Raw genomic sequence first — 25,188 nt, 5'->3', positions numbered from 1 at the left:
CATAAATTTCTTTTTAATATGTATGCTACAATTTTCAAAGTAATTTAGTATAAATAGTCCTTTAATGAATATATTTTTTCCACTAATATTTATTACATTTTTATAAAATAAAATCAATACTTATAGTAAAATTGTTAAATAAATTTAAAGTGACCTAAAATAAAATGGCAATCTTTCTTAAACTTTATAAGAAAAATTGCCATCTTTTAATCAATCAAATAATTATATTTTAGTGTGTTGGATTTATCAAATATCTTAAAATTCTGTATACAATTATTTATACAAAATCTAAAGACTTTAAAAAATTTCAAAAATACTTACATATTACCCTTCATAGGTATTTTTTTTGATGAAGTTATACAAAAATATACTGTAGACGAATTGTGTAACAATGATAGCAACCCCGGTGTAATAAGCTGACCTATACCCATAGCTATCAAAGAAGAGTTAAATACAGCTATTTGAACATAATTTTTCTTTACTTTATCAAATAACTTTTTAGAAAGTATTCTAAGCTCAATCAAATCATTCAAATCTGATGAAAGTAGTGTTATGTCGCAAACCTCTCTTGCAATATCTGATGAGTCTTTCATAGCTAGTGAAACATTGGCTGCACTAAGTGCCGGAGCATCGTTTATTCCGTCACCTACCATTGCCACTTTTTGCCCTCTTTTTTTCATTTCCTGCACTATTGAATACTTTTCATCAGGTAATACATTGGCATAAAAATCAGTTATACCTAATTTTTCACTTACCCTTTTTGCCACATTTTCGTTGTCACCGGTAATCATAACTATATTTTTAAACCCGCTATTTTTAAGTCTACCTATTACCTCTTTTGCCTCAGCTCTTGGCGGGTCATCTATGCAAAATATTGCTATGATTTTATCGTCCAAAGACAAATACAAGGTCGAATAATCAGCGCACTCCTTCTCAACAACTTTCTTTTGCTCATCAGTCAAGCAAATCTTTTCATCGTCTTCCAAAAAATGCCTGCTGCCTATCAAAGCTCTTTTTTCTCCATAATAAGACGATAGTCCATGTGCCACTATATAGTTTACCTTTGCATGAGTTTCCTCATGGATAATGTATCTCTCCTCAGCAGCTTTAACAATGCTGCGAGCTACTGAATGTGGGAAATGTTCTTCCAAGCAAGCCGCTATCTTGAGAGCCTCATTTTCATCAAAGCCATCAAAGGTAATAATCTTATTCAAATGGGGAGTGGCATGGGTAAGAGTACCAGTCTTATCAAAAACTATAGTATTCGCATTTGCAAATTCTTCTAGGAATTTACCGCCTTTTATCACAATCTTTTCTTCACTAGCCTGTCTAATGCAAGCTATTACAGATATAGATGTAGATAATCTTATAGCACAACTATAGTCTACCATAAGCACTGACATTGCACGAGTTATGTTGCGAGTAAGTGCATAAATGCCAAAAAAAGACATCAATGAATATTTTACCATGCCGTCTGAAATATTTTGTGCATTTTTTTGTATATCAGCCTTTAAATTTTGCGAAGTGTCTATGAGCGAAAGTATCTTGCTAATTCTAGTTTGTGTATTTACTCCAGTCACATTTATCTCAAGATTTCCCTCTTCTACTACGCTACCGGCAAATACTGTGCTACCTTCTTTTTTTCTGACAGGCATACTCTCCCCTGTCATAGCAGACTCATTAACATAAGCTTCACTTCTTAATACAGTACCATCAACAGGTATTAGATTTCCCGAATTGACTACCACTATATCCCCAAGATTTATCTTTGAAAGTGATTTTTTTACTAGTTGTCCGTTCTCCAATACCCAAACAAAATCCACATTTACTTGCAATGATTTTGCCAATTCCAATTTTGCACTGCTCATTGTATAATCTTCTAACATTTCTGATATTCTAAGCAGTAGCATCACATTATTTGCTGTAGAATAATCTCCAGTAGCTATTGCTACCGCAATAGATGTCGCATCTAATACACTGACATTGAGCTGTAGTTTTGAAAGAGACTGTAAACCCTCTTTAAAAAATTTCGCACTACGAATAAGCGTTATTATTCTGCCCAAAGTCATAGGCATAAAAATTGGCATAATCAATCTTTGTGCAACAGATACTACAACATTTCTCTTAAAATCTTTTTCAAGCTTAATCAAATCTTCATCAACTTCAAAAGAAAGTGATGATATTTTTTCTTTATTTAAAGAATTGAGAATGTCAAATATCGCTCCTCTACTGCCGTCCAAATAATAGATTAACACTCCTCCATTACTAGCAGTAACCACGCTATCTTGCACAAAATCAAAACTTTTAATGTAATCTTGCACACCCATTGCTTCAAATCTGTTAAAGGCATATTTACCAAATCTTACCCTTAGTCTATTTGTGCCATCATATATTATTTTGTACTTCATAATTATGCTTGTGTGGCTTTCAATGCTTTTTCTTTTTCTGCTACTATTTTGTCTTGTGCCTCTTCTTTGATGTTTTCAATCTTTTCCTTTACAGCATCTCTTGTTTTTACCCCTGCAACTACAGCATTTACAGCAACATCATGTACCGGCTTTGAGTTTAAAAGTTGTCCTGCAACAATACCACCTACAAAAAGTAAAGCTCTCTTTTTGTCAATAAAATTTCCTAAAAACATAATTACCTCCTAATTTAAGTATTATTTAAAAATTTGACCCAAAAATGGTTTTTTGTTTATTATATCACGCACAAACAATAATTGTAAACAAATAATATTAATAACCAAAGTTTATATTTTTTTGTATTATGGGTTCAAACGCTCCACATACGGCTTAATGTCCAGTACCGGTGTACCGTCCAACATATCTACTGCTTTAAATTTAATTACATTTTCTCTTATTTCTAATATTTCAACTATAGATTTGCCTATCCCATTTGGGCGATTAGGTGACCTAGTTGCAAAAACTCCTCGAATTTCTCCTGAAATATGATGCTTAAATTTAAGCTCAGTCTCCAAATTTAATTTATCTGACTTATCGAAGTAAAAATATATTTCGATGTATTGCCCTTCAACTAAACCATAAAGTCCATCTATCAGTTCACTGTTTAGCTTTATTGAGCCGGTTTCTTCGCTCAACACACTCTGAGTAGGTATCTGAGACTTTTGTTTATAAGGTGAGCTTATATATCCTATTGGGTTCATCGTTATTTGCATTATTTAACAAACTCCTTATACGCTTCAGGATAATTATTGATTAAATCGCCATGCACATTTTTTCCAACAAATTTTTCATAAACTAACTTTGCTTTATCTTCAAAATTTAAATCTTTAAATGAATTTGGATGCACTAAACTTCCCACATAATACATATCAAGTATAGCTGTATCAAAATTCATTCCATAAGTAAAGTACGGCATAATAGAATACACTTTATGATTTTTAAAGGCATTTAGATTATTATAAAATTCAACATTTTTTTGCATATCTTCAAGCACAATGCTTTTTCCACTAAGGTCTATAATTATTAATTCAGGGTTAAGCTCTGCTAATTTTTCACTGTCAATAATAATTGAGGTTTTATCTGTAATTGAATCCATTATATTCTTCGCTCCAACTGAATCCAATAATTCATAATGACTTTGCGTAGACAATATCCCTTGAGTTCCTCTAAAAGATGTTCCACCCACATAAATTTGTGGGCTATCATCAGTTGACAGGTTTCTGCTATCCATATCTTTTTTTATATCTTTAATAAATGAAATTAATTCTTGTGCTCTTTCTTGCTTACCCATAACTTGTCCGATTATTTCAAAATTTTTATAAACAGTATCATTAAATACTTTGCGTGACGTGCCCGTATCAAGAGCTACCACCTTTGACTTAGTTTTTTCCTGTAAGGCATCATATTCTTCTTTTGAAATATTGTAAGCACAAAATATAACGTCCGGATTGATTTCTGCTAATAATTCATAATTTGGTGTAAATTTCGAGCCACCGTCACCTATTGTTTTAATTTCTTTCAGTTCAGGGTAGGCATAATTTATTGATTGACCGGTTAGCTTGCTCCCAGTTATTTCAGTTTTTTCTATACCAACCAATTTATCCGCTCCATTTATGTAGACATAGTTTTTTAAAACTCCATGTCCCATTGCAACTACTGTCTGTGGAGTTTTATCAAACTCTACTTGTCTACCCGCTACATCTGTTACGATAAAAGGTGAATTAAGTTCATTCAATTCATCCTTAGCCTTTGTATCATTTGTATCAGCACTGTTACAAGCTATAAGGCTAACCGTCATTATTAGAGCCAATGCTGTAAATATAATCTTTTTCATATCTTCTCCTTTACTTTTGTATATTTTTAATAAAAACTAACATAGCACTACAAGCTTTCTATTGTTATGATTTATTATCTGCGTTTCTATTCCATAAACATCTACAATGGCTTTGTTAGTTATAACTTCAATACCTCCATAGTCATAAATCTTTCCCTTTTTTAGTAATAAAAACTTGTCCGCAAACTGCAACGCTAGATTTAAATCATGTATGCTTACTATTACAGCTATTTTTTTCTCTTTGCAATAGTCCGATACAAGTCTCATTACTTCAATTTGATTTTTTATATCAAGATTACTTGTAGGCTCATCGAGCAGTAGCACTTTTGGTTCTTGAGCTAAAGCTCTTGCTAAAACAACCTTTTGAAATTCACCTCCGCTTAACGTATTAGCATTTCTGAGTGCATATTTTTCTAATTCCAGTTTTTGTATGATTTGTTCTACTTTTTTATAATCTTCCTTAGATGCCCCGTTTTGCATATGTGGTACTCTTCCTACTAAAATCATATCATACACTGTATTTCTTAGAGCGTCATTATATTGATTTACTGTAGATATATTTTTAGCTAGTTCTCGCCCTTTTATGCTACTTAATTCTTTTCCGTTTACATAAATTTTTCCACTACTAGGCTTTAAAATTTTATTTATATTTTTAAGCAGTGTAGACTTACCTGAGCCATTTATCCCTAATAAGGAGATAAAATTTCCGTATTCTATATCAAAGCTCAAATCATCAAGAATATTTTCCTTTTCATACTTAAATGAAATGTTTTTCACACTGATTAAGCTCATTACCTCTCCTTAAGTAAAATGTATATAAACATCGGAGCTCCTAAAAATGAAGTGACAGCTCCTACAGGCAATACCAAAGGAGATGCGATTGTCCTTGCAAAAGCATCTGATGCCAAAACAATTATAGAGCCTGTAAGTAATGTAAATGGAAACATATACCTCTTATCTTCTGCGACTATTCTCTTTGCTATTTGTGGAGCTAATAAACCGACAAAACCTATCATACCTACAAATGCAACGCTAACTCCAGTATTTATTGTAGCTATTAAAATGGATAAATTTCTCATTTTTTTAGTATTTATTCCTAGAGTGTGAGCAGTAGCCTCACCCATATCCATTGAATTCATTTTCCATCTAAAAGCATAAATTAAAATCGATGAAATCAGAAGCACTATAGTGACAATTTTTACTTCGTAATAATCAATCTTGCCTAAATCTCCAAATGTCCAAGATACCGCTGTTGCAATTTCAGTATCATCTGCAAAATATTGTATAACCGTAGTTCCGGCAGTAAACAGTGAATTAAATGCAACGCCTGCTAAAATAACAGATGTTTTATCCGTTCCTCTTAATGCAGAAATCGAAATAACCAGTATCATACAAATAAGTGAAAAAGCAAAAGACGTAATTGCCGTAATTTCAGAATTTATCTCCATTCCAAAACGTGCTAATATGATAAGAGCTATATTTGCTCCAAAAGCTGATGCTCCTGATATCCCAATAGTTGATGGAGAGGCAAGCGGATTATTTAAAACAGTTTGTATTACCATTCCTGATAAAGCGATGCTTGCTCCTACAAGCATACCTCCTAGGACTCTCGGTAGCCTTATATTATAAATTATATTTATTTCTTTTGAAGTACCTTCACCTATAAGAGTTTTTATACTATCTATAACCGACATTGAGGATGAACCTACGCTCAAGGAAACAACAAAAGAAAAAATTAAAATTATAAATAAAAAAATTATATAGATTTTCTTTAGCTTTATATAATTTATGTAATCCATACTCAAATTAGATTTTTTTTGCATACAGCACCTCGTATGAATTATTTTACAAAAAAATGATAACCTTTGTCAATTGTTATTTGTGATTATTAGTTTAACTTTTTAATAAGAATTTACGCATAACTCCTAAAATCTTCTAAACAAATTATTCCATCTACAGTTTCGTTTAAAAATTCAACATCATGTGATACGATAAAAATGATATTGTCCTTATTGCTCACCTCTTTAATAAGTTTAGAAATTCTTATCATATTTTTATAATCCATACCACTTGTCGGCTCATCAAAGAAAATAAATTTAGAATTTTTGCATAAAATAGAGGCTATTGCTACTCTTTGCTTTTGTCCTCCTGATAGGCTCATCGGGTGTCTATCTTTTAACCCCACAAGTCCAAGTTCAGACAAGATTTTATCTATCCTATCTTGTTTTAAAGCTTTTACGCCTAATTTCATTTCTTCTTCAACAGAATTTGTGAAAAGCTGATGATTGACATCTTGCATTACAAGTGATGAATATTTTAATCTATCTTTTTTAGTTAAAAGTCTCCCTTGAAATAATATCTCACTTTTTTCTTTTTCTTCAAGTCCTGTTATCACACGTAAAAAAGTCGATTTGCCAAAACCATTTTTGCCTACAATGCCATATATTTTGCCCAAGCTGAATGTGACATTCTCAATACTTAACGCTCCTTTATTTCCAAAATTATAATATATTTTTTTAATTAATAAATCTTGCCCCGATGGCTTTTTTAAATTGTCCAACTTTACTTTTTTAGCACTGCGTATACCCCATTTAGCTAACTGTTCACTAGATAATGACAACATATCATTTTTGTTAAAAATATTTCTTATCTTACCACTTTTAATAACAAAAACCCTATCGACTACATCCATTAAATAATAAATCCTATGCTCTGCAAGGACTAATGTTATACCTTTGTCCTTTAATATATGTAGCATTTCTTTTAATATTTCAATATATTTGTCATCTAAATTCGATGATGGTTCATCCAGCACTATAATTTTACACCCTGAAATATAGCAAGATGCGACACACAAAATCTGTTTTTCGCCTCCTGAAAGTTCAAATATACTTCGTCCTAATAAATGCCCTATAGGAAAAATCTTCAGCATATTTTCCATACGCTTATCCATTTCTTTTCTGTCTATGCCCATATTTTCAAGATAAAACAATAGCTCTAGGGTTGTATCCACGTTAAAAAAATGTGTCTTGGGATTTTGAAAAACATTTGCTATCATAAGTGAGATTTCATACAGCTCCATGCTTTTTATTTCTTTGCCGTTAACTAAAATTTTCCCTGTAACGTGTGCATTTTCATACTCAAAAGCTAAGCCGTTGATAGTATTTATAATAGAGGTTTTTCCGCTCCCGCTTTTTCCGGTTAACAATACGCATTCACCGTCTGATACTTGCATAGTGATGTCCTCTAGCACTTTATTATCTTGCCCATAAAACAGGGATAAATTTTCTAATGTAAGCATATAAAGCCTCCCGATACTATAGCCGTCATTGTAATAGCATATATAAAATCAATTAGGTGCAGTCTTACAGGGATGTATCTTGTCTTTTTTATAGGATTGGCGATACATTTTGTCTCTGCCGCCTTTGAAATGTCATCAGCGATATTTGAAGAGATAATAAGCAGTGGTACAGCAACGTACTCCAAGTATTTAATAGGATTTTTTGTTTCTATCCCTCTTATTTTCATCGCCAGCTTGATATTATTTTTCTCCTCTACAAATGACGGGAAAAACCTAAACATTACCGCTATCGGTATAGATACAGCACTTGGTATCTTTAGTGAGTCCATTGAAGAAATAATGCTGCCAACATCAGAGGTCTTAATCAAAAATTTTCCTGCCGCAAATGGTATATAAAACATACGCAGGACGAATAATAAAGAAAATGCTATTTTTACAATAAATGGTAAATGATATAAAAACTCAAGATTGGGCACAAAAAATAAAATAGTAAAAACTGCGATATTCTTAGCCGCGTCTTTTTTAAAACCATTTATATAATACATGATGGAAATAACAAATACTGCCACCCATTCAAAGTAAGGGTGAATAGAATTTACAACTGTCAACCCCAATAATCCCACAACAAATAGCTTTGTTATGGGATTAGGATTTAATCTGTTATTTCTTACACTGAGCATTAAACTATACCTGCCTTGGTAAAGTGTTTCTTTAAAAGTGCCTTACCTATATACGCTCCTACAATTCCTCCAACGATAGCCCCTGCATAAACCAATGCCATATGTGGATAAGTAATCACTTTTTCTAAAATATCTACATATTCTTTTCCCATCATCATTGATAATTCAATATATTTTTCTTTTGCCCAAAGCATTTGCATTAGTGAGCCACAAATCCAAGTATTAAAAATCGCAAATGCAAACGCATTGTACTTAAAAGAATTATAATTTCCTGCTCTTCTTATCATTTCAGCAATAAACATAACCACAAGTGCATGGACTGCCAGCACATAAGTGTGCCCCATCGCAAACATAAGAAAAGGAGATAGTATCCCAAGTATAAATAATGCCCAAGGCTTTTGTACCTTTGCCATAAATAACATCACGATTGTACCTGATACAATGCCAAGGATTGTTGGATATACCAAAAATAAAATCGGAACCACACCCATCATCCCAACGGCGAACATCACCACAAAGTAAATGACTGCAAATACACCTATAGTAACTAAATCTTTGGTCTTTAGCTTTTTCTCTTTCATAACTCTCCTCCTAGTAATTAAATTGCTCTGCTAATTTTGTTTTTTGAATGAGATTTTTATATACATCTGAAGATTTTATAAGCTTTTCGTGATTTCCTATCATTTCTACATATCCATCATCAATTACCACGATTTTATCAACATTTTCTATAGATTTTAATCTATGGGAAATAACTATGACGGTCTTGTCCTTTATCAATTTATTAAGACTGTCTTGTATTTTTTTCTCATTGTCGACATCAAGGCTTGCTGATATTTCGTCTAATATTAATATCGGAGCGTCCTTTAAAAAAGCTCTTGCAATAGACAACCTTTGTCTTTCTCCACCTGATAGCTCTGCACCGTTTTCACCAATCATAGCATCAAACTTTTCCGGCAGTTTATCAATAAAATCCATACAATTGGCAAGTTTTGCCGCCTCTTTTACCTCTTCATCCGTAGCCGTTTCCTTTCCTAAGCGAATATTTTCCAAAATACTTGTGTTAAATAAAGTGACATCTTGAAAAACTATAGAAATTTTCCCAAATAATGAATCTGTAGATATTTTCTTAATATCCTTACCATCAATCAAGATACTTCCATCATCATAATCATAAAGCCTTGATATAAGTCTTAATATAGATGTTTTGCCTGAGCCTGACGTACCGACAAGTGCAGTTACTTCTCCCTGCTTTGCTGTAAAACTGATATCCTTTAATACCTTAGTGTCATCATCATAAGCAAAGGACACATTTTTAAACTCTATGTCATATTTTGAAAGAGCTGTATCTTCACCTTCTTGGAGTTGTGCATTTTTCATTTCTTTAATTCTTCTTACAGCAGGTTCGATGTAAAACATCTCTAATGTTCCTTCTTTTGAAATATCAAACAGTTCTTTTATTTTGATTGCTCCTATGATATATCCTATTAGGTACAAAAGTGATATTTCACTATTGATAAAAAGATTTATACCAACTGCTATTACTACAGCAACGCTAATATATGAAAAAATACTAGATAAACCTAAAACCGCCATAGAAACACATTCCACATTGAAGTGAATTTTTTCGCTTTCTTCCATTTTTTTATACAAGGATTTTTTCACTTTTTCCGATTGATTAAAGCTACTTATTTCTTGTTGCAGCTCTATAGTTTCTTGAAACATTTCAGAATTATCTCTTAAAGTATTAAAATATTTGCTATATCCTGAAACCTCTCTTTTTTTCGCCAAAGGTAATACTGCAAAACTCAAAAGTGTCGGTATAATTGCAGCAATACCTAATTTCCAATTACCGATAAACATCATAATTCCCATTAGAGGGAAAAATAGCCACATAGCAAATACTTTAGGTATAGAGTGGCTCATAGCGTGCTCAATCCTCTCTACATCTGACATAATCGCCTGAGAAAGGTCAGATAAATCATGCTTGGAAAAATATGCTATAGGAAGATTGGCTAAGCTTTCAGCAATCCCAATCCTTAAATCCGCAGACTCTTTGTAAGTAGAGTTAAAAAGACTCACATACTCATTCGACAACAATACATACATTACCGCCAAGGTTATTCCAGCTATACTTACATACTCCAATGTACTACTATTTTTGCCTAATATTAACTGATTGGATAATGCCATTAAAATAAGCATAGGTGCTAAATTAGCACAATAAGTTAAAAAACAAAACCAAGTTGCTTTAGTCAAATTTTTTGCACCCTGCTCAGATAGGCAGTAGCGTTTCTTATAATAATTCTTCATTTGATATCCTCCAATCATTTGCAGTTTCATATAAACTCAAGAGCTTATTATATAAGCCTTGCTTTTTCATTAAATATTCATCATTTCCTCTTTCAATCACCTTACCGTTTTCTAAAACAAGTATTTCATCCACATTTTTTATACTTGTCATTCTATGAGCAATCATAATTACAGTCTTGTCTTTCATTAAATTTTTAAACGCTCTTTGCAATTCATATTCATTATCAGCATCAATAGATGCACTAGCTTCATCCATAATTACAATCGGAGATTTTTTTAAGATAGCTCTTGCAATTGCAATCCTCTGCTTTTCTCCTCCTGAAAGATAGACACCTTTTGAGCCTATTATAGTATTTTCTTTGTTGTTAAATTTTTCTATGATGTCATTGCATTCGGCAAGCTTTAATGCCTGCATTACTTCCTGTCTACTTGCAGTTTCGTCAGCTAGAGCCACATTTTCATATATGGATTTTTTAAACAGCTTGCTGTCTTGAAATACGAATGAAATATTTTTAATAATCGCCTCTTTCGTATATTCTCCAAGAGGGTGTCCTCCTATTTTTATTGCACCGCTATCAACCTTATAAAAGCCTGATAAGAGTTTTGCTATAGTCGATTTACCACTACCTGAGTGTCCTACTAAAGCATAAGTTTTTTTCTCTTCCAGTGAAAAAGATAGATTTTCTAAAACTTTTTTATCACCATAGCTAAAGCTGACATTATCAAATTCAATATTTGAGTTTTCAAAACGCTCTCTATTTCCATATGTCAGCTTGTCCTCCTGCATTTTTTCATACAATGCTTCCAAATTATCTACTGCGTAATTTGCAGTAAATATATTTTGACTTGCCCACATAATTTTCATAAAAGAAACCATCATCACACCGCTCAAGAAAAAAATCATTATAAGCTCTACCGCTAATACCTTAGGATTGCTTATGTCGTTTAAGAAAAAACTAAGCGGAATACTTATAATAGCAATCAACCCCAAAAATATTAGTTGATAAACAACATATGGTCTTTTGCAAGAAAGAGAATAATTATAAGCATACTTAGAATAATTTATAATCGCCTCATGAAGAGCCTTAAAAGAATTCAATTTTGTTCCAAATATTTTAACAACCTGCATACCTCTAATATATTCAACCGTTTCTGAGCTTAGCTTGTCTAAAGAGTCTTGGTAAAGTTTCATGAATTCGCCGTTGCCCATCATTCCTTTTAATATTAACCCACTAGTAATAGATAAAATAATGATAACTATTCCTACTCGAATGTTAATAGTAAATGATAATATCAGGGTAAAAATCGGTACTAAAAAAGCTTGAGAATTGTCCGGTAACATATGTGCAACAGCCGTATGCGTATTGGCAGCATTATCGTCTATTGTCTTTCTAATATAACCTGATGAGTTTAAATCAAAAAATCTAAAGCTTGCATCTGTTAAGCCGTCAATTCCTCTTTTTCTTAAATTTGTTTCCAAGCGAAATGCCAATTTGTGTGAAACTAAGCCTGATAAAAGATAAAGCAAGGCACTAAGTGTTAAATAAAACACTATCCTTAAAGAATTGTAGCTTGCACTATCTAAATTGCTGTTTACAACCAATTCTTTTAAAAACAAATATATGTAGTAGTAACCATATACCAATAAAAACGCTGAAATACCGGAAATAACTATTGATAAATAACCAAACACTTTCTCTTGTGGTACATATCTAAATAATTTTTTATAAATTTGCATCTTAATTCTCCTTTCCTTGTTCAAATATCAAAATTAACATTTTTTCTAAAAGCTGTCTATTTTTCTTAAAATTTTCTCTCGCCTCCAAAACATCGCTGCCAATAATCATAGCATTGATAAAATCTGTAATAAACTGAAAACTTTCGTTATTTGTTATCCAATACGTAACGTCACACATAATTTTTTTAAACTCTTCTTTTGTCTGTTCTTGAAGTTCCAGCATTAATTTAGCAAGCTTAGGATTTCTTTTTTTTTGCAATTAAAAACTCCACATATAAAGGCATATAAAAATTGTCATCAATAATCTTATCTACAAGTTGCCCTGCCATAAATTCGTTACTTGCTATACACTCACATTCACTCAAATGTTTTTTTATTATTTCATTTCTATAATTAATTCCATTGAGCATTATGTCCTTAAATATATCAACCACGCTGGCATAATAGTGATACACTCCTCCCTTAGACAAACTTGTTCCAGCTATAATATCCTCCATAGTAGTCCTTTCAAGACCCTTTTCGATAATTACTTTTGCAGCCGAATTCATTATTTCTTTTTTTCTCTCAGACTCTCCCAATCTCATAGAAGCACACATTTATTAACCTCCTATTCATATCGACGTTACCGTCGATTAATATATTATATACCAGTTAGCCTTGGCTAACAAGTGTTTTTTATTTTTATTTTTATTTTATTTTTTTCAAAAAAACTACCATACAACTATTGTCATATGGTAGTTAAAAATTTTATATTTGTAAAATTATTTTATTTTTGAAAATCCGTTTAATTTAACTTCTTAGATGTGCGTCAAGCTCTTTTTCTAGGGCAGACACTATATTAGCGTGTACTTCGTTTACTTCGTCATCTTTAAGTGTTCTGTCATCGGCTGTAAAGGTTAGTGAGTAGGCTACTGATTTTTTGCCTTTTTCGATATTTGTGCCTTGATAGATATCAAAAAGCTCTACATCCTTTAGTATATGGCTGGAGTTATTTTCGATTACTTTTTCTATGTCTGAGCAAAGCACTCTTTCGCCAACTACTATTGCTATATCTCTCTTGATTGATGGATATTTTGATACTGGTTTGGCTTTTTTTTCTAAATCTCTTGTCTTAAACAGTGTATCAAAATCTATAACAAATAGATTTACTCTCTTTTTGATTTCGTAATTTTCCAAGATTTCAGGGTGGACTTCACCTATATATCCTATTAAAGTATCTCCGGCAAATATTTTTGCACATCTATTTTTATGGAATAGGTGCATATTGTTTTCTACTTCATATCTTCTGTTGAAAACTGCTAACTGCTCAAATGCTCCTTCAAGCATTGATTTTAGTTCAAAAAATCCTTGGTTCTCACCATAAAACGCACCAACTAATTGTTTTTTCTGTATTGGTTCTACATCTGAGCCTTGAGATATAAATATATGACCTATTTCAAAGCCTGCGAAGAATGGATTTTTTCTAGCGTCATTTCTTTTTACCACATTCATCATAGATGGTACTAAGGTAGTCCTCATGATTGATGTATCTTCACCAAGCGGATTTAATATCTTTAATAAATTTTCCTTAGGGAAGTTAATCATATCAAGGTCTTTTCCGCCTATGAATGAATAAGTTATTATTTCTGTAAGTCCATTGGCAGTTAAGGCACTTCTTGACATATCCTCAAATAGGTGAATTGGAGATTTTTGTCCTATAGCTACTTCTGCTACTATATTTTTTGAGGTGATTTTGTCAAAGCCAAATAATCTTGACACTTCTTCAAGTATGTCGTCTGACATTGTAATGTCTATTCTGCTGTATGGTACAGTGACTAGCATTTTATCATCTTGGTATTCTATTTCAAAATAAAGTCTTTCAAGTAACTCTTTTACTTGCTCTTTTGTCAAGTTTTCTCCTAGCTTGCCAACTAATCTTGCAAAGCTTAATGTCACAACATTTTTAGGTGGAATTTTATCTAGGGTGTCTACATAATTTTCTGATACAGCTCCACAATTTAACTCTTCTACTAGATTGCAGGCTCTATCAAGCCCTAATTTAGCACGATTGATATCTATTCCTTTTTCAAATCTAGCTGAGGCATCTGTTCTTAGCCCTAATTTTTTTGAGGTCAATCTTATGCTTTCAGAGTCAAAGGATGCTGCCTCAAATATTACTTCTGTAGTGTTATCTGTTATTTCAGAGTTTAGTCCGCCCATTACACCCGCAATACCTAATGATTTTTCTCCATCTGTAATCATTAGCATTGTTTCGTCTAATGTTCTTTCTACTTCATCAAGTGTAGTAAATTTTTCTCCTGCCTTGGCACGTTTTACTACAATTTGTCCTGTAGTGAGCATTTTTGCGTCATAAGCGTGCATTGGCTGACCTGTTTCTAGCATTACAAAGTTTGTGATGTCTACTATGTTATTTATTGGTCTTATGCCTGCATGGATTAATCTATTTTTTATGAATGCTGGTGATGGTTCAATTTTTACATTGGTTATTTTTCTGAGCATAAATCTAGGGCAAAGCTTTTTGTCCTCACTTGATGCTTTAAAATCAAAATGTCCCTGAGTCTTATTCACGCTTGTATCCGGCATTTTAATTTCTTTTTTAAAGGTTGCTGCAGTCTCTTTTGCGATGCCTAGCATTGACATACAATCAGGTCTGTTTGATGTAAGCTCAAACTCTACTATTGCATCATCAAGCATAAGAGCCTCTTTTATATCCTGACCCAAAGTCAAGCTACCATCTAATAACCAAATTCCGTTTTTAGATTTTTCGTCTACACATTTTTCTTCTATGCCTAGCTCTTTTGCTGAGCAAAGCATACCGTTTGACATTACTCCTCTTAATTCACCTTTGTTTATTTTTACACCTTTTGGTAGAGTTGAACCATCTAGTGCCACCGGTACTACGTCACCTACTGAAACATTTTTTGCTCCGGTAACTATTTGCAGATTTTCGCCTTTGCCGACATCTATAGTTGTTATTACTAGCTTGTCTGCATTTTCGTGAGGGCGTATATCTACTATTTTCCCTACTACAACATTATTTATTTCTTCTCCCGGATATTCTACAGTCTCTGACTTTGTGCCTGTCATAGTCATACCATCTGCAAATTCCTGCCCTGTTACATCTATATCAACGTAATCTTTTATCCATTTATATGGTACTCTCACCTTTTGCCTCCTAGAATTGTTTTAAAAATCTTATATCGTTTTCGTATAAATACCTAATGTCTTCGATTTCGTATTTAATCATGGTTATTCTGTCAATTCCCATGCCAAAGGCGAACCCGCTGTAAACCTCAGGGTCTATACCGCAATTTCTTAAAACGTTTGGGTGTACCATGCCGGCTCCAAGGATTTCTATAAATCCTTCTCCCTTACAAGTAGGACAACCTACCCCGCCACATTTAAAGCAAGTAACGTCTATTTCTGCACTTGGTTCAGTAAATGGGAAGTTGTGAGGACGGAATTTTGTCTTGATATTTTCTCCAAAAAATCTCCTTACAAATTCTTCTAGGATATATTTGAAATTGGCAAAGGTGATGCCTTTATCTACTACCAAACCTTCTATCTGATTAAACATAGGTGAATGTGTAGCGTCAGGTGTATCACATCTAAAGCATCTGCCCGGAGAAATTATTCTGATAGGCGGTTTTTGAGTTTCCATAGTTCTTACTTGTACTGTAGAGGTCTGAGTTCTAAGCAAGAGCTTGTCGTTTAAGTAAAATGTATCTGTCATATCTCTTGATGGGTGATTTTTAGGTGCATTTAGCTTGTCAAAGTTGTTTTCTACAGTGTCAACCTCAGGTCCTTCCACTACACTAAAGCCCATAGCCATAAAAGTGCTTTCTAATTCTTGTGTAATTTTTGTAAGTGGATGCAGTGAGCCGTTAAATCTAGGCTTTACAGGTGTGGTTACGTCTATGAATTCGCTGTCTAATCTTTTTTCAAGTGCAGCGTGTTTCATAGCTTCATGGGCATTTTTAAGTCCTGTTTCAATGTGTTCTCTCACTTCATTCGCAATTTTGCCCATCAATGGACGCTCATCAGCAGACAGCTTGCCCATCTGTTTTAACATATCTGTCAACAAGCCTTTTTTGCCTAAAAATTTTACTCTTACTTCATCTAATTCCTTTTCTCCAAGATTTGAAAGGTCTGTTTCATCAAAATCTTTTTGAATTTGTTTTAATTGTTCTTCCAAAGTGTCACTTCCTATATAATAAATTTTTTTGTAGACTATAAAACTATTTATTTGAAACTCTATATACGTCATGTATGTCTTTTATAGCTTTTAATTTTCTTATGATTTTTCGCATTTGCTCCTTGGTCCTTACTTCAAACTTGACATTCATAACTGCATTTTCCTTACTTTTTCTAGCATTGATACTAAGCACGTCACTTTTTTCATCTTCAAAAACTTTGCTTATATCTGAGAAAAGTCCTCTTCTATCGAACGCTGATATCTCAACCTCAACATCAAAGCTTGCAGGTGTTTCATACTCATTCCAGTACACATCAAGCATTCTAGTTTCCGAATTTTCTATATCTCTTATTGCATTTTGGCAATCTTTTCTGTGTATTGTAACACCTCTACCCTTAGTGACGTAACCGACAATTTCGTCTCCCGGGATTGGGTTGCAGCATTTTGCAAGTCTAGTAAGCATATTAGTCTGACCTTCGACCAAGACTGCCTGCTTGTTAGCCTTCCTTTTGTTTATTTTTTCTTCAGACGCATTTTTTTGTCTTTCCTTGGTAAGCTCTAATTTTTTTTCTTTTATTTTTGAGTCAAAATCTTTTTCATAGATTTCTTTCAGCTTTTGCATAACTTGGCTAGAGGTAAGTCCACCATAGCCAATGGCTTTGTAAAGTTCTTCTTCATTTGGCTGATTGTAAAACTTTGCAATTGCGGCTAAGGCTTTAGTCCGCAAGAAATCAGCTATAGGGTAGCCTTGCTTTTTGGTCTCTCTATCAATAATTTCTTTGCCTTTTTCGTAGTTTTCTTCTGCTCTTTCCTTTTTGAAATAGGCTCTAATTTTTGATTTAGCGTGAGAGGATTTTACAATGTCCAGCCAATCTCTGCTAGGTCCTTTAGCTGCTTTAGATGTGAGTATTTCTACTATTTCTCCATTTTTAAGTGTGGTAGTAATCGGAACGATTTTGCCACTAATTTTTGCTCCAATCATGTTGTTGCCGACATTGGTGTGTATCTTATAGGCTAAGTCTAGTGGTGTAGAGCCAGCCGGCAGCTCTATTACATCCCCCTTAGGTGTGTATACATATACCTGATTTGCATACAAGTCCATCTTTAACGACTCCATAAACTCTTTTGGGTCTGTAACTTCTTTTTGCCAATCCATCATTTGTCTTAGCCAAGCCAGCTTTTTCTCCATGTCAGACTCTTTAGTGTCTATTCGGCCCTCTTTGTATTTCCAGTGAGCTGCGATACCATATTCAGCCGTCCTGTGCATTTCCTTTGTGCGTATTTGTATTTCTACCGGAAATCCGTCAGGTCCAATGATTGTTGTATGCAATGATTGATACATATTTGGCTTTGGTGATGAAATATAGTCTTTAAATCTGTGAGGAATTGGTTTCCAAATGCTATGCACTACTCCTAGTGCTGCATAACAATCTTTTATAGAGTCAACTATTATCCTGACTGCTACAAAGTCATATATATCGTCAAAGTCTCTTTGCTTAAAGACGATTTTTTTATAAATGCTGTATATATGCTTTGCTCTTCCATATATTTCACAATTTATCTTTGCATCATTCTTAACCTTTTCTGTTAGAGTTTCAATCACTCCACTAATGTATTTGTCTCTTTCTTTTAATCTGCCGGAAATTTTTCTTGACATATCAAAATAAAAATCAGGCTCTAGGTATCTTAGTGCGATATCTTCCATTTCTATTTTTATAGTCGATATACCAAGTCTACCGGCTATCGGTGCAAAAATCTCCAAGGTTTCTTTGGATTTTTCCATAGCCTTGTGTGGAGGCATATATTTTAAAGTCCTCATGTTGTGAAGTCTATCGGCTAATTTTATCAAAATAACTCTGACATCCTTAGCCATAGCCATAAACATTTTTCTTAGATTTTCGGTTTGATTTTCTTCCTTGGTCTTATATTCCAGCTTACCTAACTTGGTAACGCCATCTACAAGGTCTGCAATCTCATCACCAAACATAGTCCTCATTTGTTCAAGTGAGGTGTCCGTATCTTCAACTACATCGTGCATAATAGCCGCAGCGATAGTTGCCACATCCATTTCCAAATTAGCAAGTATTATAGCAACTTCTATTGGATGTATTATATATTTTTCCCCTGAACGTCTGAGCTGACCTTCATGCTTTTCGCTAGCAATTTCGTACGCTTTTATTATAATGTCTACATCAGCGTTCTTATCATATTTTTTTACCAATCTTATAAGGTATTCCAGCATTTATCCACCTTCTAAAAGTTACTACCAACCTCTAATTACAAATATATTTTTTAATTATATCACACGGAGACTTGTAATACAATATTTATAAATAAGTTGCCCTTATATTGTAAATTACTATAACAAATCTTACAAAATTTTTATGTAAAGCTTTTTAATTTTAAAAAAGCAAAGCCAAAATTTAATTGACCTTGCCATTAATTGTTAAATATTTATAACACTTTTATTTCATCATTTACTGTATTCATCCATTTTCTTGTGGTATTCCATTAAATCCTGTTCATCAGCTGTTCTTAAAAAATCTGCTGGTATGTCGTGTATAGTTAAAGCATTTTTCCATGACTGAGCCTCTTTGCTGTCTTTTACTCTATCTTTTTCCGGTATTAAAACTATATGATATTTAGCCACTTTTAGCGGAGTTTTATCCATTATACTTTGAAGATTTTTTAGAATTTTTAGAGTTTCATCATAATTTGGATTTTCAGCAAAGCCATAAGCTCCTGCATCAATAGAAAATGGAAAGTCATTAAAATCAACCTCTTGGTCTATTTTTAATTTTAATTCTTCTTTGTAATCATTATCTATAATCCTCAGGCTTATCTCATAAGGCGTTTTATACTCTTTTTCAATGTCTTTCCCATATTTATTGAGTTCGTCTGAAAATCTAGACCAAGTATTAAACCACACGCTGTCTTTTGTATCGCTTTTATATCTGCCAAGGCTGTCAAAGTATAGATAAAAATAGGTATCTTTGCTGTTTTTATCCTGTAATAATATGTAGTAGTTACCAGCCTTAAAATCATAACCGATATCGTCTTTTTCTAGGTCTAATTCTGAATAATGCTCATTTATATATTTCTCTGCACTACCTTTTACCAAAGCCTTTGAAACCGGATTGCCAAAAAAGGCATTCAAAAAATAAGCCACAAAGCATACAAATGTGAACAAAAATACATAAACGATAGTTTTTAGAATATTTTTTGTGAAAGAATTATCCATAATTACTCCTTAAAAACAGCGGATGTATCCCCCATGCTTTATCTAGTAAAATATGTAGCCATAAAGCCATCGTAGAGTATATAGCCTTTGATGTCTAATATATTTAAGATTGCCAAAATATCTTGGATTTTTAAATCTGAGTTTATGGCAATTTTTTCTGCTGTGCATTGTCCGTAGGTTCTTACCAGCTCGTATATTTTTTGCTCATCTATGGATAAATCCTCGTGGCTTTCTTCTTTAGCTTTTACATTTGCAGTTTCCGGTCTATATCCATACTCAAACAATATATCTGTCACGCTTGTGGTCATTACCGCTCCGTCTTTTATTAGCATATTTGTGCCTTGTGAATTTATTGAATTTATATTCCCCGGCACTGCAAAGATATATTTACCTTGGTCTAGTGCGTATCTCGCTGTTATTAGTGTACCGCTTTTTACACCCGCCTCAACAATCAAAAGTCCGCTGGATAAACCGCTGATTATCCTATTTCTCTGTGCAAAAAATGCCGGATGGGTCTGCTCGGTTGCATCATGCTCTGAGATAATTAGCCCTCCTGAAAATAGTACATCATCATACAAACGTCTGTTGTTTGCAGGGTAAATTTTTGTTATAGGTGTGCCAAATACGCATATTGTTTTGCCGTTATTTTCAATCGCCGCCTTATGAGAGCAGGAGTCAATGCCTCCTGCAAAGCCGCTTACTATACAAAAGTCGTTTAAGATTAAATCCTTTACCAAGGCTTTTGTCGCCCATTTTCCATAATCGGTCGGTTTCCTTGAGCCTACTACTCCAATATTTTTTTCGTTTTTTAATAATTTTATGTCGCCTTTATAATAAAGCACTTTTGGAGCGGAGGAAATTTGTCTTAAAACGTCAGGATATTCTTCGTCTAAAAATGTTACATAGCCTATAGAATTTTGCTCATGTATATCGCTAATTTTTTTATATCTTTCTATTAATTTTTCCAGTAAGCCTTTATCTATCTTTGCATTTGCCGAAAATGCTTTTATGTATGAGGAGGTAAGCTCCTCTATATTGTCAGAGTTAAAATTTTCTGCAATTTCTTGTATTTGTGCTTTTTTAATGCCGGAAATTTTTGATAATAAATGAACTACTTCTTTCATCAATAGCTCCATCAATCTCAATTATGATAATTTTACCGCTGTACCTGAGCAAGTGACCATAAGCATACCGTTGTCTGCTCCCAATACTTCGTAATCCATTTTTACTCCAATTATTGCATCTGCTCCAATTTTTTCTGCTCTGATTTTCATTTCTTCTAATGCCTCTGTCCTTGCATTTGTAAGCTCGTCTTCATAGCCTTGACTTCTGCCTCCAAAGATGTTTCTAAGTCCTGCACCTAGGTCTTTAAAAAAATTGACCCCGGTAATTACTTCGCCAAATACAACCTGCTTGTATTCTTGTACTTGTCTTCCATCAACTGAGTTTGTAGTGGTTATAATCATTTGTATCTCCTTATATATTTTTAATTTGCAATTGCATCTACTTCGCTATCTGCTTGCTTGGTATGCTCTAAGTATACCACAAGTTTTACAGGTAAAGCTACAATCAATTTGTCAGGTGTGCCAGTCCACGACATATCTGCATGAATGGATTTTGGCACAAGCTCTTGTGGCAATCTAAGCAGTCTCACTTTGCTGTCTTTTGTTTCCAAAGTGCCGGTATATTTTTTATCTTCTACTTCAAACTCAAAATCTATAAATTTTGAAGTTGATGTTGTATTTAAATCAAATCTAGCTATTTCTATATTATTTTGTGCTACCACAATTTGTGGCAGTGTATCTGTTCTTTGAGTTTTTAATATTGCAAAAGGAGAAAAAGATAGCGCCATAATAATTATGGCAATAACTAAATCTCCTTTCTTAAAATTTTTGATTAAATTCATAGGTGTAAGTATCCCTACATTTTAGTTTTTAATACTTCTATTGCTTTTTGCAACTGGTTATCTGTTTTTGCGTTTTCGTCCAGTTGTACTTCTACATCAGGTTTTATGCCAACTTGATGTACTCTATTTCCATTTGGGGTAAAATATTGTGCTGTAGTTATAACTAGTCCTGTGCCGTCATTAAGTCCCATAACCGATTGTATTACACCCTTACCATAAGTATTTGTGCCAACTATGGTAGCTTTTTTGTTGTCTTGGAGCGCTCCGGACAGTATCTCTGACGCAGAGGCAGAGCCTTTATTTACTAGTACAACTATCGGCATGTCAAGCTTATGAGCATCATCAGATGTGAATTTTTCTTGAGCACCGGCTTTATTTTGTGTATAAACAATCATTGCCTGTGGCAAGATTTCGTCAGCTATTTTTACGACTTGGTCTACCATACCGCCCGGATTTGACCTTAAATCTATGATTAAACCTTTAATATTTTTTTGTTTTAAACTTGCTAAATTTTCACTAAATTCTTGAGCGGTTTTTCCTTCAAAAGAAATTATTTGCATATAACCAATGCCATTATCAAGTGCCTTAGAGCTGACTGTCTGAGTGTGTATTGGAGATTTTATAATTGTTAATTTTTTTAGTTTCTTGTCTACGCTGACTAATTCTAGGACAACTTTTTCTCCCTCTTTTCCCTTCATATTTCTTACAGCCTCGTCCATGGTTTTTGCATCGTAGGGCTTGCCGTTTACTGTAATTATTATGTCTCCGGTTTTTATCCCGGCTTTTTCAGCAGGTGAGCCTTTTATTGGTGCAATTACTCCGATTTTTCCATCTTGTGTTGGTCCTATGTAGACACCTATGCCTACAAATTCTCCGGTTGTTTCCTCCATCATTTTGCTAAATTCTTCTTTGCTAAGATACCTTGAATAAGGGTCTCCTAGAGACTCCACAATTCCTTTTCTAATGCCTACGTTGTAATCCACATCTTTTGTGTCTTTGTAGTAATATTTCTCAGTCATGTCTATAAAGGAGTTGATATTCATATATTCCTGTAAAGACATTCCGTAAGCTCTATTGGAATAGATGTTTATAAATAAATAAATTAATATTCCGGTAATAATTCCGGATATAAATACTAGTCCATATTTCGATTTATGCTTTTTTTTCGGTGCACTTATAAATTCATTGTTGTCTTGCATTTTTTCCTCCAATGTAAGTAACTATTTTCTTAAATATTTATATATATGATACCCATCTTAACAAATTAAAATGTAGCTCTTATCAATTTCTATAAGCCTAATATGTTTGAAATGTACCAATTTATCAGCATTTGTCCATAAAATGTCATCATCAAGGCTGATAAACACATATATGGTCCAAAGGGTAGCTCAGCTTTTAGTGAAAATTTTTTACCCAATAGAGTAAGAATGCCTATAAAAATTAAAGCGATAATGAATGATAAAAATGATGAAACTATTATAAACAGCTTTCCTAGATAAAGTCCAATAAAGGTATTTAATAACACATCGCCATACCCAAACGCCTCTTGCTTGTAAATTATTTTTGATACGAAATAAATCAAATAATATATGGCAAAGCCTATAATTGCTCCAATCAAATTTTCTTTTAAAAATATGCTAAATCCATTTTGAAAAATCAAAATCACTGCTAAAACGCACCCAAATATTACTAACACTATGTCATATATGCTCGAAGTGTCCAAATCTATCATGGCAACTATTATTAAGCACGATAAAAAGACTACTGCCCCCAAAAAATTTATTGAAAGCCCAAATTTCAAAAAAGAAACTAGAAATAACAGTCCTGTTACTAGCTCTATAATAAAATATCTAGGAGAAATTTTTGCCTTGCAATATCTGCATTTTCCACCCAAAAATATATAGCTTATCAGTGGAATTAAATCTAACGCTCCTAATTTATGTTTGCATGAAAAGCACATAGACCTGTCATTTGCTATCGGCAGCTGTTCCGGTAGTCTATATATGACTACGTTATAAAAGCTGCCAAATACTGTACCAAAGATAAAAGCAAAAACTGCATAAAATGTATTCATTTGAAATGTCCTTACCGATTACTATTTTTTTGTAATTTGATTATATTTGTAATTGCTTAATTATATCTAAAATTTATTATTTTTACAAATAAATACGCCTATTTTAGAAAAATATATTTAAAAATAATTTTTCATAAAACAGGCGTATGTTTTTTTTATCAAAATTTATTTATTATACAGTTTTTACAGCTCCTCCGTAAACTATACCTGTAGCTGAGTCAACGGTTATCACTTCTCCATCAACAATTTTTTCAAGTATGCCCTGAGCTGAAACTACAACCGGTATACCAAGGCTTAGTCCAACTATGGCTGCATGAGAGGTAAGTCCTCCAACCTCTGTTACTACAGCAGCTGCATTTCTTATCTGCTCAATCATATCCTTGTCTGTTGTAGTAGCAACCAAAATTTCACCTTTATTAATTTTAGTTTCAGCTCCTTTAGCAATTCTTGCAACACCTGATACGTTTCCGTTTCCTATTCCTATACCTTTTGCAAGTGTCTGAGATGCTATGTGAATTCTTAATAGGTTTGTAGAGCCACTTTTTCCTACCGGAACTCCTGCTGTAATTACTACCAAATCGCCAACTTCTATTAGCTTTTTATTCATTGCCTCTTCTACAGATACGTTGATTATATCCTCTGCGGTTTTCATTTCAGGAGTTAATAGTGGATATACTCCCCAAAATAGCACTGTTTGGTAATATGTTTTTTTATCGTTTGTAGTAGCTATAATTGGTGATGCCGGTCTATAGCTGGAAATCATTCTAGCTGTGTAACCTCCTGATGTGGACGCAATTATAGCCTTTGCATTTAAGTCTATTGCTGTTGTACTGGTTGCGTGGCTTATAGCGTTTGTAACAGATACTTGTTTAACAGATTTTTTCTGCTTTAATATCATTGAATAGTCAAAGCTACCTTCTACTGCTCTTGCAATTTTTGCCATAGTTTTTACTGCCTCTAGTGGATATTTACCGGCAGCAGTTTCTCCTGAAAGCATTATTGCATCTGTACCGTCTATTATTGCATTTGCAACGTCAGTTACTTCGGCTCTTGTAGGTCTTGGATTTCTTATCATGGAGTCCAGCATCTGTGTAGCTGTTATTACTACTTTTGCCTCTTCGTTACATAGTTTTATCATATTTTTTTGAACAAGTGGCATTTCTTCTGTAGGTATTTCTACTCCTAAATCTCCTCTTGCTACCATTATACCGTCAGAAACTGCAAGGATGTCTGCCATATTGTCTACACCCTCTTGGTTTTCTATTTTAGATATAATTTTTACTCTTTCTCCGCCGTTGTTTTCTAATACCTCTCTAATTGCCAATACATCGGCTGGTTTTCGTACAAATGACGCTGCTATAAAATCTATGTCGTTTTTTATACCAAATATTATATCGTCTGCATCTTTTTGTGTAATAGCCGGTAGCTGAATTTTAACATT

23 protein-coding genes are annotated in these 25,188 nt (G+C 33.3%); all 23 read right to left on the bottom strand.

All coding sequences use genetic code 11. From position 1 onward, the window contains the following. Positions 1–317: 317 nt before the first annotated feature. Positions 318–2,408: a heavy metal translocating P-type ATPase gene (locus tag BBG48_RS09195; protein ID WP_068912105.1), complete on the bottom strand. Its 2,091-nt coding sequence runs from the start codon at positions 2,406–2,408 to the stop codon at positions 318–320. Positions 2,409–2,410: 2 nt separating this feature from the next. Next, on the bottom strand, positions 2,411–2,641 hold the full coding sequence (locus BBG48_RS09190; protein WP_068912103.1) for a hypothetical protein: 231 nt from the start codon (positions 2,639–2,641) through the stop codon (positions 2,411–2,413). Between the two features lie 126 nt (positions 2,642–2,767). Beyond that, complete coding sequence (gene tsaA, locus BBG48_RS09185) at positions 2,768–3,178, bottom strand: tRNA (N6-threonylcarbamoyladenosine(37)-N6)-methyltransferase TrmO (protein WP_068912102.1); 411 nt, start codon at positions 3,176–3,178, stop codon at positions 2,768–2,770. Next, positions 3,178–4,299: an ABC transporter substrate-binding protein gene (locus tag BBG48_RS09180; protein WP_068912100.1), complete on the bottom strand. Its 1,122-nt coding sequence runs from the start codon at positions 4,297–4,299 to the stop codon at positions 3,178–3,180. The genes tsaA and BBG48_RS09180 overlap by 1 nt, the downstream gene beginning before the upstream one ends. A 36-nt stretch (positions 4,300–4,335) precedes the next feature. Further along, complete coding sequence (locus BBG48_RS09175) at positions 4,336–5,091, bottom strand: ABC transporter ATP-binding protein (protein WP_068912098.1); 756 nt, start codon at positions 5,089–5,091, stop codon at positions 4,336–4,338. Beyond that, positions 5,091–6,122 carry a FecCD family ABC transporter permease gene (locus BBG48_RS09170; protein ID WP_199560402.1) on the bottom strand — a complete coding sequence of 344 codons (1,032 nt, stop codon included), beginning with the start codon at positions 6,120–6,122 and terminating at the stop codon, positions 5,091–5,093. Before BBG48_RS09170 ends, BBG48_RS09175 begins: the two co-directional genes overlap by 1 nt. A gap of 89 nt (positions 6,123–6,211) precedes the next feature. Next, on the bottom strand, positions 6,212–7,600 hold the full coding sequence (locus BBG48_RS09165; protein WP_068912096.1) for an ABC transporter ATP-binding protein: 1,389 nt from the start codon (positions 7,598–7,600) through the stop codon (positions 6,212–6,214). After that, complete coding sequence (locus BBG48_RS09160) at positions 7,588–8,280, bottom strand: energy-coupling factor transporter transmembrane component T family protein (protein ID WP_068912095.1); 693 nt, start codon at positions 8,278–8,280, stop codon at positions 7,588–7,590. Before BBG48_RS09160 ends, BBG48_RS09165 begins: the two co-directional genes overlap by 13 nt. Further along, positions 8,280–8,861 carry an MptD family putative ECF transporter S component gene (locus BBG48_RS09155; protein WP_068912093.1) on the bottom strand — a complete coding sequence of 194 codons (582 nt, stop codon included), beginning with the start codon at positions 8,859–8,861 and terminating at the stop codon, positions 8,280–8,282. The genes BBG48_RS09160 and BBG48_RS09155 overlap by 1 nt, the downstream gene beginning before the upstream one ends. 10 nt (positions 8,862–8,871) lie before the next feature. Next, entirely contained in the window at positions 8,872–10,593 is a 1,722-nt protein-coding gene (locus tag BBG48_RS09150) for an ABC transporter ATP-binding protein (protein ID WP_068912091.1), read from the bottom strand. Next, positions 10,577–12,331, bottom strand: coding sequence for an ABC transporter ATP-binding protein (locus tag BBG48_RS09145; RefSeq protein WP_068912090.1), 1,755 nt, complete (start codon positions 12,329–12,331; stop codon positions 10,577–10,579). The genes BBG48_RS09150 and BBG48_RS09145 overlap by 17 nt, the downstream gene beginning before the upstream one ends. 1 nt (position 12,332) lies before the next feature. Continuing rightward, entirely contained in the window at positions 12,333–12,590 is a 258-nt protein-coding gene (locus BBG48_RS11330; protein WP_243446776.1) for a hypothetical protein, read from the bottom strand. After that, the gene (locus BBG48_RS11325) at positions 12,568–12,927 is read right to left on the bottom strand and encodes a TetR/AcrR family transcriptional regulator (RefSeq protein WP_243446775.1); all 360 of its coding nucleotides are present in this window, start codon (positions 12,925–12,927) and stop codon (positions 12,568–12,570) included. Before BBG48_RS11325 ends, BBG48_RS11330 begins: the two co-directional genes overlap by 23 nt. Positions 12,928–13,120: 193 nt before the next feature. After that, positions 13,121–15,496, bottom strand: coding sequence for a phenylalanine--tRNA ligase subunit beta (gene pheT, locus BBG48_RS09135; RefSeq protein ID WP_068912088.1), 2,376 nt, complete (start codon positions 15,494–15,496; stop codon positions 13,121–13,123). A gap of 10 nt (positions 15,497–15,506) precedes the next feature. Further along, on the bottom strand, positions 15,507–16,526 hold the full coding sequence (pheS, locus tag BBG48_RS09130; protein WP_068912205.1) for a phenylalanine--tRNA ligase subunit alpha: 1,020 nt from the start codon (positions 16,524–16,526) through the stop codon (positions 15,507–15,509). A gap of 43 nt (positions 16,527–16,569) precedes the next feature. Next, entirely contained in the window at positions 16,570–18,768 is a 2,199-nt protein-coding gene (locus BBG48_RS09125; RefSeq protein ID WP_068912086.1) for a RelA/SpoT family protein, read from the bottom strand. 231 nt (positions 18,769–18,999) lie between these two features. After that, positions 19,000–19,767 (bottom strand): YfjL-like protein, encoded by a 768-nt coding sequence (locus BBG48_RS09120; RefSeq protein WP_068912085.1) that lies wholly within the window; start codon positions 19,765–19,767, stop codon positions 19,000–19,002. A gap of 38 nt (positions 19,768–19,805) precedes the next feature. Beyond that, positions 19,806–20,891 carry a DNA-processing protein DprA gene (dprA, locus tag BBG48_RS09115; RefSeq protein WP_068912083.1) on the bottom strand — a complete coding sequence of 362 codons (1,086 nt, stop codon included), beginning with the start codon at positions 20,889–20,891 and terminating at the stop codon, positions 19,806–19,808. A gap of 21 nt (positions 20,892–20,912) precedes the next feature. After that, positions 20,913–21,233 (bottom strand): putative heavy metal-binding protein, encoded by a 321-nt coding sequence (locus BBG48_RS09110; RefSeq protein WP_068912081.1) that lies wholly within the window; start codon positions 21,231–21,233, stop codon positions 20,913–20,915. Between the two features lie 20 nt (positions 21,234–21,253). After that, a complete protein-coding gene (locus tag BBG48_RS09105) occupies positions 21,254–21,673 on the bottom strand; it encodes a NusG domain II-containing protein (protein WP_243446774.1) in 420 nt (139 codons plus the stop codon). Between the two features lie 14 nt (positions 21,674–21,687). Then, entirely contained in the window at positions 21,688–22,872 is a 1,185-nt protein-coding gene (locus BBG48_RS09100; protein ID WP_094754362.1) for a S41 family peptidase, read from the bottom strand. A gap of 89 nt (positions 22,873–22,961) precedes the next feature. Then, entirely contained in the window at positions 22,962–23,747 is a 786-nt protein-coding gene (locus BBG48_RS09095) for a prepilin peptidase (protein WP_068912080.1), read from the bottom strand. A 172-nt stretch (positions 23,748–23,919) separates the two neighbouring features. After that, positions 23,920–25,188, bottom strand: a 1,269-nt coding sequence (pyk, locus tag BBG48_RS09090) for a pyruvate kinase (protein WP_116170963.1), incomplete at its 5' end; no start/stop codon positions are given.

Origin of the sequence: Criibacterium bergeronii (assembly GCF_001693775.2) — a bacterium.
GTDB lineage: Bacteria > Bacillota > Clostridia > Peptostreptococcales > Filifactoraceae > Peptoanaerobacter > Peptoanaerobacter bergeronii.
This window is presented reverse-complemented; position numbering and strand designations above follow the sequence as displayed.